11 protein-coding genes and 2 pseudogenes are annotated in these 13,620 nt (G+C 52.6%); all 13 read left to right on the forward strand.

Features of this window, described 5'->3' with window-relative positions; all coding sequences use genetic code 11:
* Positions 1-248, forward strand: a pseudogene (locus tag D1646_RS16805) (conjugal transfer protein); the annotation flags it as partial.
* 674 nt (positions 249-922) lie between these two features.
* Positions 923-1,597 carry a response regulator transcription factor gene (locus tag D1646_RS16810; RefSeq protein ID WP_160637582.1) on the forward strand — a complete coding sequence of 225 codons (675 nt, stop codon included), beginning with the start codon at positions 923-925 and terminating at the stop codon, positions 1,595-1,597.
* Positions 1,585-2,913, forward strand: coding sequence for a sensor histidine kinase (locus D1646_RS16815; RefSeq protein WP_160637583.1), 1,329 nt, complete (start codon positions 1,585-1,587; stop codon positions 2,911-2,913). Before D1646_RS16810 ends, D1646_RS16815 begins: the two co-directional genes overlap by 13 nt.
* The gene (locus D1646_RS16820; RefSeq protein WP_160637584.1) at positions 2,900-3,253 is read left to right on the forward strand and encodes a hypothetical protein; all 354 of its coding nucleotides are present in this window, start codon (positions 2,900-2,902) and stop codon (positions 3,251-3,253) included. The genes D1646_RS16815 and D1646_RS16820 overlap by 14 nt, the downstream gene beginning before the upstream one ends.
* Before the next feature lie 202 nt (positions 3,254-3,455).
* Positions 3,456-4,496 carry a hypothetical protein gene (locus D1646_RS16825; protein ID WP_160637585.1) on the forward strand — a complete coding sequence of 347 codons (1,041 nt, stop codon included), beginning with the start codon at positions 3,456-3,458 and terminating at the stop codon, positions 4,494-4,496.
* Complete coding sequence (locus tag D1646_RS16830) at positions 4,493-5,659, forward strand: hypothetical protein (protein WP_160637586.1); 1,167 nt, start codon at positions 4,493-4,495, stop codon at positions 5,657-5,659. Before D1646_RS16825 ends, D1646_RS16830 begins: the two co-directional genes overlap by 4 nt.
* A 58-nt stretch (positions 5,660-5,717) precedes the next feature.
* Complete coding sequence (locus D1646_RS16835; protein WP_160637587.1) at positions 5,718-6,818, forward strand: WD40 repeat domain-containing protein; 1,101 nt, start codon at positions 5,718-5,720, stop codon at positions 6,816-6,818.
* A 1-nt stretch (position 6,819) separates the two neighbouring features.
* Positions 6,820-7,707, forward strand: coding sequence for an ABC transporter ATP-binding protein (locus D1646_RS16840; protein ID WP_160637588.1), 888 nt, complete (start codon positions 6,820-6,822; stop codon positions 7,705-7,707).
* Between the two features lie 861 nt (positions 7,708-8,568).
* Entirely contained in the window at positions 8,569-10,902 is a 2,334-nt protein-coding gene (locus D1646_RS24025) for a hypothetical protein (protein ID WP_347565242.1), read from the forward strand.
* Between the two features lie 666 nt (positions 10,903-11,568).
* Positions 11,569-12,075: a sigma-70 family RNA polymerase sigma factor gene (locus tag D1646_RS16850; RefSeq protein WP_160637590.1), complete on the forward strand. Its 507-nt coding sequence runs from the start codon at positions 11,569-11,571 to the stop codon at positions 12,073-12,075.
* A gap of 340 nt (positions 12,076-12,415) precedes the next feature.
* On the forward strand, positions 12,416-12,571 hold the full coding sequence (locus tag D1646_RS16855; protein WP_160637591.1) for a hypothetical protein: 156 nt from the start codon (positions 12,416-12,418) through the stop codon (positions 12,569-12,571).
* A 175-nt stretch (positions 12,572-12,746) separates the two neighbouring features.
* Entirely contained in the window at positions 12,747-12,941 is a 195-nt protein-coding gene (locus tag D1646_RS16860) for a helix-turn-helix domain-containing protein (RefSeq protein ID WP_243154222.1), read from the forward strand.
* Positions 12,942-13,045: 104 nt separating this feature from the next.
* A pseudogene (locus tag D1646_RS16865) lies at positions 13,046-13,620 on the forward strand (site-specific integrase); the annotation flags it as partial.

Raw genomic sequence — 13,620 nt, forward strand, 5'->3', positions numbered from 1 at the left:
TGACCCCTGCCCCTGTCCTCAACTCATTTCCCCCCACGCTGATCTGCAAATACTTCCGCGCCGCCGTCCTTCCCGCTGACCGGGAGCTGTGCGCGGAAGTCCTGGGCGGCATCCACAGCTGGAAACGGTGTGCCATCTGCAGCGGGCGCTTCCTCGCCAAAGGCAATCGGGCCGTGTACTGCGGCCCCTGCGCTCAAAAGGAGCGCAGGCGAAAGACCCGTGACCGGGTGCGCCGTCACAGGGGGTAACTGTAACGCTTTAGGCCCCCCCGAAAACCCCACTGTTTCCGGGCGTTTCCGGCCCTGGTCCGGGAGCGCCCGTATCTTTTTCCCCGAACCCTCAAAAATGCGGTCCTAAACCGTTACAGCCCATAGAAAGAAGCTGATATATCATGGCTGGAGGAACTGCGGCAGAGCTATGACGGGCTGTGGGATGCGGCACAGAAGATTTTGACCACTCTGGTGAAGTTAGAATGACGGAGAGGGATTCATATGGCCACCACCCGCATTATGTCTTTGCACATCCGCGCAGATCCGCCGGGAGGAGGAACGCTGATTTTTCCACCGTTCCAGAGAGCCGCAGGCCCGACAAAAACGCGTTCCGCAGGAACGCGCAGCCAGCCCCGGCACGGGGCTGTTCAAAGGGGTTTGGGGGCGCTGCCACCAACAAGCAGATTAGACCTCCCGCCCACGGCGGGAGGTCCAATTTTGCATCGTGGGTCCCACGATGCCCTGCTTGCCCGTTTCTCCGCTCCCCGTTTTCCTCAGAATAACCCTTCAGTTTATTTTACTCTAAAGAGCCTCATTTGCATAATTGATACTTGCCGCTCCACAGTGTATAATTGGGAATATTCCATTGAGTTTTATTCTTGACCAAATTTTGACTTTCTCCCTATATGATGAAAAAGACTGGAGGTGTTCGCATGGCATACAGAATTTTGATTGTGGATGATGAATCTATCCTGACCGAATTGCTTTCAACCCATTTGCAGGATCACGGCTATACGGTTTTCGTTGCCAACAGCAGCGATGAAGCCCTGGCAAAGCTGAATACAAAGCCGAATCTCATCCTTCTGGACATCAATATGCCGGGGATGGACGGGCTGGAGCTGTGCAAGGTTATTCGGAATCATATCGTCTGCCCCATCTTGTTCCTGACGGCGCGGATTACAGAGCAGGATAAGGTCAACGGCTTACGGGCCGGAGGGGACGACTACATTACGAAGCCATTTAGCTTACAGGAATTGATCGCCCGTATTGAAGCGCATCTGCGCCGGGACGAGCGGAATAAGTACCCACCAGAAGTTGTGACCTCCCAAGGGCTGATTATCAACCTCTCTGACAGAAAAGCATTTTGGAATGAACAGGAGCTTTCCTTTTCAAAGAGGGAATTTGACATCATTGAGTTTCTCTCATCTAATCCAAATCAGGTTTTTGACAAAGAACGTATCTATGAAGCGGTATGGGGATATGACGCGGAGGGCGACAGCAGCGTAATTAAAGAGCATATCCGCAAAATCCGCGCAAAGCTCATGCAGGCCAGCGGGAGTGAGTATATCGAAACAGTTTGGGGGATGGGCTACCGATGGAAAAAGTAACAAGGCAATCACTGAAAAACTCCTTTATAAAGGCTGTGGCAATCACGATGCTGATCGTGTTCCTGTGCAGCGCCCTTGCAATCTTCATTTGCTACCGCCTCCAAAAGCATATTCTCCCCGATTCCAATGAGGTCTGGCTGACACAGCAGACGACCGCCCCGGATGGTACGGTCACGGAGGCAAAGCTGAGGTATGTCCTTAATGGCCCGCCAGAGCCATTCGGACAACTGGTAGCGGACGGTCAAGAACACAATGAGGCACAGGAGCAGACGAGTTACAGGATAGAGCGCATTGAATCCAGCTACTCTATGCTTTCCTCCAAAGCAAAAACGGCCTACCGCTCTTCACAGATTTGTATGGTGCTGCTGCCGCTCATGTTTGCTGTGATTGGAACTACTCTGTGCGCGTGGTGGTTTTATCACAAGATACTGGAGCCGCCAATCACTGTCTTGATGGATGCCACCACGCATATTCAAGACCAGGATTTGAATTTCCAGATCAACTTTGACAGGCGGGATGAGTTGGGCCAGCTCTGTACCGCCTTTGAAAAAATGCGGCAGACCCTATATGAGAATAACCGTCAAATGTGGAGTATGCTGGAGGAACGCCGCGCATTGCAGGCGTCCGTGGCCCACGATCTGCGTAACCCCATCGCCATCATGACCGGCTATGTGGAATATTTGCAGGAGAACAGCCGGGGCGGAACCTTGACGGAGGAAAAACTGGAAAAGGCGCTCTCCAATCTCGGCATTACCGCGGAGCGCATGGGCCGCTACACAGATACCATGCGCGACCTGGGCGCGATTGAAGAAACAGAAGTCCACCGCAGAGAAGTGGAGCTTCCTGATTTTTTGCAGCACATGGCGGACTCATTATCCATTCTGTTTCAGAACACCGAAGTACGCTTTGCTTGTGATTTCCATGTGCCAGCAGGCAGGGCCGTCCTTGATGGGGAGTTGTTATACCGCGTTCTGGAAAACCTGATCTTCAATGCTTTGCGTTTTGCGGAACGTCAAATTGAGCTTGCCTTTTATCTGGAACACGGAACACTGTCGGCCACCGTGACAGACGATGGGCCGGGTTTTTCGGACAAGCTGATGCAAAAGAAAACCGCCTTGTTCTACTCCGAAGATACCTCCGGCAAGCACTTGGGCCTGGGGCTTGCGGTGAGCCGGGTGCTGTGCCAGAAACATGGGGGAACCATAGAACTGTCAAATAAGTCACCACATGGGGCCTGCGTGAAAGTCTCCATTAAATTGCAAGAAATATTGTACGGCACAGCCTTAATAACAGGAGGAGAAAATGGAAATATATGAAGTGATGCTTGACAGCAAACAATATGCCCAGTTAAAGAGTATGCTGATTGGAGATAGGAAGGGGGACTTCATAAGAAAAATACCAATTAGCGGAAACGATTTGTTTTGTGATATGATTCATGAAATATATTCACCTGTAATAGATGGATGGAGTACACTTGAAATTGTATTGAAAGAATCTGACAAAGCGCTGGATCTGTTAAGATTTATGACAAAACAGATATTTCCAGAGGACGAAAATTATTTTGTGAGACAGATTGGGAAAAATTGGGCAAATATTCGTTTGGAAAAGGATTGCGCATTTAGAATCTATAAGATCAAGGAAGAAGGCATAAAATAAATTCTTAATAGAAAATTTCTCATTTATCGGGCGGTTATCAATAATAGGGAACTGCCCATTCAGCCGTTTTGACGATGGGGAAATTTGATAGGCGTTTACAACGAAATGCCGTCCAAAAAATTTGGGCGGCATTTTGCCGTTCTTGACCGAATTTTGACCTTTGCCCATTATGCTTAGTCTATCAAAGCAAAGGAGGTCATTTATGCGAAAACGATTGATTGCCATTCTCTTGATATGCGGCGCACTTTTATCCCTCGCCGCCTGCGGGAACTACGCCATTCCAGACAGTACGCCCCCGCCGTCACAGGCCGTCGCCGCAAACCCGTTTGATGCCGCGGAGGAGGATGCCGGATTCTTGGGGATGCTCACTCATGCGGCTGCTTCACCTGATTTTTCTGAGAGTGGGGAGCGTCTGCCATTCCCCTATGACGGCGGCGAGTTTCGGCTGGAGTATCAGTTTTCCCTCACCGGCAAGATGGATACCGTTGGATTTCTTCTGTTCTTAGACGGCCAGCCCCAGCCCTATAAGGTGAACGAACCCACAGCGGAGTATGAGTATTGCCACAGCTTTCCCGCAGGGGAGGACCAGAGCTTTTCTTTCCTCTTTGAGCCTGTGACCGGCAGTGCCGGCGATACGCTGGCACTGACCGTGGTGAGCATCACAAACCCGGACTTCCAGCCGGATATGGAATCCACATCCAGCTATGGTTGGTATCATAAGACGCTGGATTCCTATGTTGAATTGAAGTTCAACGTAGACGCCCCCGCCGCCCATTCAGACCTTCCGCCTATTCGGGAAATCTTCGTGCAGAGTGATGTGCGGGAGGAAAAAGTTACAGCGCAGTATGTGGAAAGCGAACTTCCCCAACACGGCTGGGGCGGTGTGAGCATGGACGCGCTGGACAGCGGGATCTATTATACATTCTCCCTTGACGGCGGCATTACCTATGACAATCTGCGTGTCTCCGCTCCCGTTACGCTGCAATATACCATGTGCGGCACAGCCGGAACAAGTTACAGCATCGCTTTTTTCCTGGATCACCAGCCGGTGAAAATTGGCGAAAGCACTTCCTGTTCCATCACACTGAACAAGGGAGGCGTCATGGAAATTGAGGCCGTGATCGACCCGGATAAGCTGGGGGAATTTAACACCTTCTATTGTGTCGCTGTCCCCCAGAACGGAACCTCCGCTCCATTCTTTAAGACCAATTCTATTTTATTGTATAAGGAGAACGGAACATGAAAAAGACACTCTGCATCACATTGTCGCTGCTTTTTACCCTGGCCTTGTCCGCCTGCGGCAAGGCGGATTCCCCGGCTCCGGCGGTTTCGGGAAGCAATCCCTCCAATCCACCCGTGGTTTCTGTTCCAGACGTAGGCAGTCAGCAGGGACAGTCCCCTTCTTCCTGCACCTTCGACCCCGCCCTGTTTGGCGGCAAGCTCCAGAGCTGCGCCTATGCCGGGAATGGAACGCTTCTCGTACTGGCGGACAAGCTGTACCTCTACGATACCGGCGCTGCCACGGTGCTGGCTACCGCAGAAGCGCCCTTGCGCGACTTTGAAGCGCAGGCCATTGACGGGGGCTACGTCCTGACCGGCATGGGCGACAGCGGCATGACGGCGTACATCTACGACAGCTCGCTCTCTCTGAATAAAGAGATCGCGGTGGATGAGCTTTTGCAGGGGGATTTTGTTGTCAGCGAAACCGGGGGCGTAGCGGCCTCCACAGACGGAAAAAAGCTGGCCTTCGCCGCCTTGGGCGGGCTGTATCTGTATGACCTGGAAAGCGGGAGCCTGACGACTCTCCTGAACGTGGCCCAAAATGCCGGGACAGCCAGCATTGGAATTTCCATGTTGAACGGCGCCGCGTTTGCTCAGGATAACAGCCAGATCGTGTTCTATGGCAGCGGCAATTCGATTCCGGCTGTCAATGGCGAGGACAGCTTTTCCATCTACGGGAGCATCGCCGTGGATGGCAGCGGTCTGAAGCTCACAAAACCGTCTGCTTATGACATGGAAGAAATACAGAGCAGCGCCAGCCGGCTGTTTTTCCCGCAAACCTTTACTCAGGCCGATGGAACGCTGTTTTGGATTGATCGGGCAACAGGCAGCACCAATACGCTTTCCTTTTCTACTAACGGTGAGGGTAAAGACGGCGTATACAGCTCGGAGCATGGAGACTATGTTGCGACCGCCGTTTTAGATGGCAGCCTGACGGTTCGTGTCTACGATGTGGCCTCCGGCGAACTGGTCGCCACCGAGGTGATTGAGAACTCCGACCCCACATATTTCAACCGTATCCCCAGGATTTATCTTTTAGATGGGGCCAAGACCGCCGTGGTTGTTCTCGGCGGCAGTATCAGCGAACTTGATACTCTGGTATCAACATTTTCCTTTGGGGAATAATGCGGAGTTCCCGTTCTTTTCCGTATCATTCAATTTTTCTATAAGGAGAACTTAAAACATGAAAAAGTTTTTTTGCTTTATGATCGCTGCGCTTCTTACCCTGACATTGCCAATCTGCGGCAGGGCCGAAGCCCTGGAGGAGACAACAACAAAACCCGTGATGTGCGTGTTCAATTCCGCTCTGTTTGATGGGAAAATCAAGGACTGCGCCTACGCCGGGGATGGAAAACTTTTCGTGGCAGCGGACAAGCTGTACCTTTACGATACCACAACCGCCTCGGTGCTGGCCACCACGGAAACGCCCCTGCGGTACTTTGAGGCGCAGTCCATTGATGGGGGCTACGTTCTGTCCGGCATGGGCAACAGCGGCATGATGGTATATGTCTATGACAGCGCCCTTGCGCTGACCAAGAAAATTGCGGTCAATGAAATCTTGCTGGAAGATTTTGTCATCAGCGAAACCGGCGTTGCGGCCTCCGCCGATGGCAAGAAGCTGGCGATTACCGCCATGAACGGACTGTATCTGTATGATCTGGAAAAAGAAAAGCTCACCACTCTGCTTGATTTGACGAAAAAGGTCGGTACATCCAAGATTCAAATTTCCGTTCTGGATGGCGTTGCGTTTTCCCAGGATAACAGTCAGATCATGTTCTATGGCGGAGGCTTGTCTATCCCTGCAAAAAAAGGCGAGAGCAGCTTTTCAATCTATGGAAGTCTTGCCCTGGATGGCAGCGATCTGAAAATCACCAAGTCGGCCACCTACAGCATTGAGGAAATGCAGGGCAGAACGAATCGCCTGTTCTTCCCGCAGATCTTTACCAAGAACAATGGCACTTTGCTCTGGCTGGACAGGAAAACCGGCGACAAAAATACGCTTTCCTTTGCGACCAAGGGTGAGGGCCGCAACGGTGTATATAGCTCGGAACAGGGGAACTATGCCGCCACCGCCGTTTTAGGCAAGAGCCTGACGATTCGTATCTATGATGTGGCCTCCGGCAAGCTGATTGCCACCAAGGTCATTCAAAACTCCAATAGCACATATTTCAACCGCATCCCCAAGGTTTACCTTTTGGACAATGCAAAAACCGCTGTAGTGCTTCTCGGCAGCAGTATCAGCGAGGTCAATACACTGGTATCTACTTTTAAGTTCGGTGATTAACATGGAGATTACATTTAGCGGTGTATCAAAGCGATATAAGAACAAGTATGCGCTGAAAAATTTTACCGCCGCATTGAACGAGGGTGTGTACGGCCTGCTGGGTGAAAACGGGGCTGGAAAAACAACGCTTATCAATACCTTTGTGGGCATTTTACCCGGCGACAGCGGCACAATCCGGGTGGACGGTCAGGACGTGAGAACGCTGGGCAAAGCGTTCCTATCCCAAATCGGCTATATGCCGCAGTATCCTATCTTTTATCGGGATTTTACTGTCAAAGATTTTCTGCTCTATATGTGTGCGCTGAAAGACATTCCCACCCATGAAGCGCAAGACCGGGTTTCGGAGCTGCTTGCCACGGTGAACCTGACGGACGCACAGGACAAGAAAATCGGCGCACTCTCCGGCGGTATGCGTCAGCGCGTCGGCATTGTGCAGGCCATGCTGTCCGACCCCAAAATTCTGATCCTGGACGAACCTACCGCCGGTCTTGACCCCAGCGAACGGATACGGTTTCGGAACCTGATCTCCCGATTTGCCCAGGGCCGGACGATCCTGCTGGCAACCCACATTGTTTCTGATGTTGAGTGCATCGCGCGGGAAATCCTGTTGCTGAAACAGGGGACGCTTCTCATGCAGGGGACGCCCGCCGCGCTGGAGCAGAACATTGAGGGCAAAGTGTGGAATGTAACTGCTGGGGCCGAGGATGCCGCGCTGCTGACCGATATGTGCTGTGTCAGCAACATGAAGCAGGAGGACGGACGGTTTACCCTCCGCATTGTTGAGGATGGATGCCCGATCAAGACCGCACAGCCTGTCCAGCCCAACCTGGAGGATGTGTTCTTGTACTATTGCAGGGGGGAGCGCCATGATACGTCTGATACGGTATGAGTTTATCAAGCAGTTCTGCAAATTTTCCATCCTGGCGCTCTTTGTGGTGTTCAGCCTCGCCAACCTGTTCAAAATCTATGGCGAATACAAATCCTACTCCTATCTGACAGACGGGAACGGAGAGCGGAGCTGGCACACGCTCCATTGGCAGCTCTATGAGGAATACCGGGGCGAGATCACCCCGGAGAAGATCGAACGCTTGCTTGCGGCTTATCAGCCTCTTGTGGAGGCCACGTCAGATATGACCGCAAGCACCGCCACCGATGACCCCAATACGATGACCGGGAACCTGTATAGCGACAGGAACCTGCTGGACAAGTATTTTGTGCAGCCTATGCAGTATTCCTATGAGTACAGCGACCGGTCGGAGCAAGTGGCAAACAGAGCGCGGCAAAGCGCCGCGCTCTATGGGGAACAGGGAGCGGTCTATCAGCAGAGGGAGAGCGGCGCGATTTATAACCTTTACGCTGGCCGCGCCATTCCCGCCTTTGCCTATCGGGAAATGTGCAATTACTATCTGAACTATGATTTTTCCATTGTCCTGACCCTCCTGCTCTGTCTCTATGGGATCATCGGAACCTTTGTGAGCGAGCGGGAAACGCAGATGGATATGCTGTTACTGGTAAGTCCTAACGGCGGCAGAAAAACAGCCCTGGCGAAAATCCTCGCGGCCACCCTGTTTCTGCTTTTGACCTCGCTGTGGTTTTCTTTCCTTGACCTGATTGGCTTTGCGGCCTCCTTTCAGACCTTGGAAGGGCTGACCCTGCCGGTGTTCGCGATTCCGAACTTTGCGGAAGTCTCCGTTAATCTCAGCATTTTTCAGTATGTCCTCCTGTCTGCGGCACTCAAATGCGCCGGTACATGGGTGATCGGGATGCTCTGGCTGTTGGTTTCGATGTTCTGGAAAAATGCCCTGCTCCCGTTTGTCCTCAATTTTGCCCTCTGTATAGTGCTGATCGTCAGCGGAGCTGCCTGCGCCTACTCCAATTTCTTCTGGACAAAAGTGCTGAACCCTTATTCTCTGCTGACCAACCGCGTTCTCCTGGGGAAAACGGAGTTTGTAAACCTGGGTGGTTTCCCCGTCCTAACTTGGCAGGCCGCAGGTTGGATTTCTTTGACAGCGGGCTTTGTGCTTGTTACCGCAATCTATTTTCTGTCAGCGGAAAACTGCCACCGCTGTGTTGGGAGGGCAAAATGAGTGTTTTCTCTTATGAATGGAAAAAACTGATGGTCATGCAGCGGGGCCTGTTATATATCCTGGCTGCGCTCCTGGTCAGTACGGTTTGGCTGGCTGCAACCGACAGGCCGCAGAACAGCGCGATGGAAGAATATCGCGAGGAATACGAGTGGTATCTTGAACGGCTGGACGGGGCGTACACAGAGGAAAAGGCCGCTTGGCTGGAACAAGAGGCCCAGGCCATCACGGAAGCCCGCAACACTCGAACCCGGTTGCAGGAAAGCTATTACAGCAATCAGATCACGGCGGAACAGTATGAGCGTCAGATTGCGGAGATTAACACTGTATTGGCTCATGAGCATGGCTTTGAAGCTGCGTATCAACAATATTTATATATCTGCGAGAACACCGGCAATCGTTGCTTTCTGAACACCAACGGCTGGGCGGGGCTGTTTTCCTCCCAAACGCTGGACTTCCCGCTGTTCCTTGCCGTTCTAATTTTGGCGACCACAGTTTTTTGTTCGGAATATAGCTGTCAGATGGACGCGCTTTTGCGGACTGCACCGCAGAGCCGTAAGAGTGCCGGATGCAAAGTCGTGATGACCCTCTGCGCCGTGTTCGCTCTCTGTGGAGGGGTGGCCCTGATTCGCTTTGCTTTCTTCGGAATAAAATATGGCCTGCCCAATGGGGAGTACCCTGTTCAGAGTATTGCCAGTTTCGGGGGCAGTACAAAAAACATCTCCCTGCTGGCTGCGTTTCTGATTTTAACCGTCCTGCGCTGCTTTGGCTCGGTGTACCTCGCCGCTCTGCTGCTCTTTCTCTCCGTTTTGGTGAAGAAATATGCCTTAACAGTGGTGAGCGGAGTGGCATCCACCTTGATTCCGTATATCGGCCTGTCCAGACAGATCTGCTACCGCTTGCCGCTGCCCCTGCCGTTCCTGCTGGCAACCGGCTTTCTGGAGGGGGCTTCCTCTGTGGAGGATTCACTGACAGGTGAACCCATCGTGATTTTTTCGGAGCGTTCCCCCCAGGAGCTGCTGGCCCTGCTCGGCCTGTCCGCTGTGTGCTGCGCCCTCATGATATGGTGGGTGCTGCGGCAAAACACAAACTGCTGGCAGTCTGAAAGAAAACCCGTCAAAGGCTGCAGAGCTGCCGCATTGAGCCTGCTGCTTCTGATTTCGCTATCCGGCTGTTCTTATGGAACGTCCACAAACGGAATATACAATTCATCCTCGCAAAGCGCATCGGAAACTTACAGTGTAATCTTTGATGACCAGACGAGGACATACTCTCTGGAGAACCGGGCAACCGGCGCTTTGACGGATTTGGCCCTCTCTCCGCTGTTTGGGGCCTTTTCGGACGGGGAATCCATCAAGGCCGTTTATATGGACGCCCCGTATATTTATTATATGACCTCCCGCACAGAACAGTATGTGGATCGGGTCGGCAGCTATAACAGCACAGTTACCCAGGTGTCCATCGTCCAGCTCAATACGGAAACCTTTGAGGAACAAGTTGTTTTTGAGAAAATAACGGACAGCGGGCGATCTCTGCTGGGAATTGATTATACCGTGGGGGATACCTGGATGTTTCTGCAATACTGCTATGGTTTTTTCTTGAACGATGACAGCCTCTTTTTCATTACGAATGATGGGATTACGGAAGTAGGCAGAACAATCCAGCTCACGAAAATGCTGGACATTCCCACCAGGGGGAATATAGCGTTTGATGGGCGGACGATCTTTTACATCAACGAAAATTCTTTGCTGACGGCGTATGATACTAAGACCCACAAGGCCAGGCCGTTTCGGAATATGGTTGCCTCTGACTTTTGTTTGACCGATCAAGGGCTGTATTTCATCAATCGCAGGGATTCCGACTGTGTTTATCTATGCGGCAGGGATGGCATTGGCAGTCTGAAGATTTCAAATGAGCCAGCCCTGTCTGTTGAGTATGACGGCAAGAAAATTACCATGATTCTAAAATCAGACATGGAGAAGGTATTTTTTGAGCTGTGACAGTACGGGAGCGCCAAGCATTCGTTGGAGCAAGGCGAAAAAACGCGGCAGAAGGTTGATGATCGCCTATGCCTTGCGAGGTGTGATTTTCTTTCTGCTGGCCCTAGCCCCGTTCTTTCCGGAGCTCCCTTAACCGCGCTCCACCCCTTACCAAAACCTCATTCGGCATAATTCTTCACCTCAACTGTATTGTATAGTTCAGATAGTGCAATTTGAATCCCTGCACAATTCCGACTATCATGCAATATAATTCCGGTTTCAGCCAAACTTTTCAAGAAATACGCTTCCGGGAGGCTGTCAAAAAAACGGCAGCTTTGCGGAACGCTTTCGTGCGCTCAAACACCATAGCCGCCGCTTTAGGAGATGGCTATGGTGCTTTTGCTTTGTATGACGGGGCTGTTTCGACTGCTCCTGATAGGTGATTTGTTAAAAAAATCCTTGCAGCTGGTACGTCCCACTCCGCCTATCAGTCGGAACTGTATCGACATATAAGCAAGAACTATCATTCTGACACACGGCAGAAGGCCGGGTACTCAACGGAAGTACCCGGCCTTCTGCTTTGTCGAATCTTCGGGAAGAAAGTAAATCCCTGTGGGTGTCGCTCCCCGCCTGACCTCCAGCTCGATTGCCGATGCACAAACCCCTACAAACGAAATGGAGGAATTTATGTTTGATGCCAAGAGCGACTTTGCTTTGAACAAACTTGACCGGGATGCCATCGTATGCAGGAGCGTCACCGGCGTACATATCCGGCTGACCCGTGAGGACTTTGCCAGCGAGGAGGAGTTTCTCCGCTGGAAGGTCTGGTCCGACGGTGACTACTATGACACCGAGAAGGACGGGCGCGGCTTCTACGACTACGGCCTCCCGCTGGACCCCCGCGTGGACAAGCTGGGGGCGGTCCCTTCCATCGAGGCGGACATTCTGGCCGCGCTGGACGCTGCCGAGGCCAGCGCGGAACAGGCCCGGAGAACCGCCTCCTTGATTGAGCAGATCAAGAGCTGCCTGACCGGAACGCAGTACCGCCGTCTCCGGATGCTCTATGCCCGGAAAATGAACGTGACCGCTATTGCCAAGGCGGAAGGCATCTCAAAAGCAAGTGCATCCAGGTCCATCAGCGCCGCACTGAAAAATATTTCTGCTTTTTTTCCGGAAGGGGGCGAAAATAGGTAACAAACACCCCTCTTTTTTGTGATAGGTGAAAGGTGCGTTTTCCCCCATCACTTTCACGAACCTTAAAAACTGAATACACGGTATGGCAGGCACAAAACCCATGTGAACAGCGGTAAAAGGTGCGCCGCCAAGACGCCAGCTTCAGGAGGTGAACGGACAAGCTGGCCGAGCGATTTACGCACTCTTTCAACCGGCCCTGGCAGGCCGGGACGCGATGACAGCATGGCGGATAATGATACTTGCTCACGCCCGTCCACAGACTTGAGACGGAACCCTGCGGCGCACGACACAAGGGCTCCCGGCGAATCGGAGATTCGCTGGGAAAAGCCGGAGCAGCGAAATGAGTAAGCTTTTGCCATTGGGCAAAAGTGAGCGATATGGAGCTTGTGACGGCGTGACGACGCTGCGGAGTTATGACAGCTGTGCCAACAGCGGCCTGCAATATCCCCCCTCGCCGGGGGCGCGTGGCAAATGCGGCGAGTTTGACAGCAGCTAAAACCGAATCAGCCGCGCCGGAATACCGCCCGCTCTATGTTATGCGGACACAGCACTTTCCGGCGCGGCTGTCCTGTTTCAAAGGAGGATACAGGACTATGCGTAATGCGATCATTCAACTGCCGAACAGCGGGTGCGCCCAGGCTGTGCAGCCTTTTGGGGCTGGAAAACTCGGCATGACGATAGACGAGTCCGCTGATTGCACCGGCATTGGCCGGAATACCTTGCGGAAGCTGGTCTCCTGGGGAAAAATCCCCGTCCTGCGGATCGGGCGCAAGACCATCATCCGCGTCGATGTTATCAGCGCCTTTATGGAGATCAACCAGGGGTGTGACCTTCTCGACTGCGCCCAGGTGCAGCAAGTGACTTGATTTGAAAACACGGACGGCATGTTTGCAACGGCTGCGGCTCTCTGTTATAATGTGACCATCACATCACGACAGCGACCTTTGCCGCCATCGAAAGGAGTACAGCTATGGCAAAAGGTTCTGTTAGAAAAAAGGGGAAGAAGTGGTATTACCGCTTTTACGTCGAGGACGCAAGCGGCAACCGCATCCAGAAGGAGTTTCCCGGAACGGAGAGCAAGAGCGAAACGGAGTCCTTGCTCCGCAAGGCGATGGAGGACTACGAGACCAAGCTGTTTCTCGCGGAGGCCAAAAACATCACCCTGGGCGATATGCTGGACATGTGGGTGGATGAGGACTTAAAGCCCGGTTCTCTGAGCAACGGAACGGTCATGGCCTATCAGTCCACCGTCAGCCGGATCAAGCAGCATCCTATCGGCAAGCGCAAGCTGAAAACCGTCACCGCCGACCATCTGCAAGCCTACATGGATCTGTTGAGTTTCGGCGGCACGAATCCTGAAGGGATACCGGCAAAGGCGCTGAGTGTTGGGTATATCCGCCTGTACTCTGCCGTCCTTCAAAATTCCTTCCGCTTTGCGGTCTTTCCCAAACGCCTGATTACCTTCAATCCCATGCAGTATGTGGTCCGCCGGTCCAAGGGCGACGACTACGACCTGTTTGAGAGCGGGGCTGACCAGGAGGGCGC

Source organism: Pseudoflavonifractor sp. 60 (genome assembly GCF_009911645.1).
GTDB lineage: Bacteria > Bacillota > Clostridia > Oscillospirales > Oscillospiraceae > Lawsonibacter.

Bases quoted from the DNA above. Each gene is read 5' to 3' on its own strand.
- D1646_RS16860 (WP_243154222.1), top strand. From the start codon at position 12,747: ATGACGATAGACGAGTCCGCTGATTGCACCGGCATTGGCCGGAATACC.
- D1646_RS16815 (WP_160637583.1), top strand. From the start codon at position 1,585: ATGGAAAAAGTAACAAGGCAATCACTGAAAAACTCCTTTATAAAGGCT.
- D1646_RS16835 (WP_160637587.1), top strand. From the start codon at position 5,718: ATGAAAAAGTTTTTTTGCTTTATGATCGCTGCGCTTCTTACCCTGACA.
- D1646_RS16830 (WP_160637586.1), top strand. From the start codon at position 4,493: ATGAAAAAGACACTCTGCATCACATTGTCGCTGCTTTTTACCCTGGCC.
- D1646_RS16810 (WP_160637582.1), top strand. From the start codon at position 923: ATGGCATACAGAATTTTGATTGTGGATGATGAATCTATCCTGACCGAA.
- D1646_RS16850 (WP_160637590.1), top strand. From the start codon at position 11,569: ATGTTTGATGCCAAGAGCGACTTTGCTTTGAACAAACTTGACCGGGAT.
- D1646_RS16840 (WP_160637588.1), top strand. From the start codon at position 6,820: ATGGAGATTACATTTAGCGGTGTATCAAAGCGATATAAGAACAAGTAT.
- D1646_RS16820 (WP_160637584.1), top strand. From the start codon at position 2,900: ATGGAAATATATGAAGTGATGCTTGACAGCAAACAATATGCCCAGTTA.
- D1646_RS16825 (WP_160637585.1), top strand. From the start codon at position 3,456: ATGCGAAAACGATTGATTGCCATTCTCTTGATATGCGGCGCACTTTTA.
- D1646_RS24025 (WP_347565242.1), top strand. From the start codon at position 8,569: ATGGGTGATCGGGATGCTCTGGCTGTTGGTTTCGATGTTCTGGAAAAA.
- D1646_RS16855 (WP_160637591.1), top strand. From the start codon at position 12,416: ATGAGTAAGCTTTTGCCATTGGGCAAAAGTGAGCGATATGGAGCTTGT.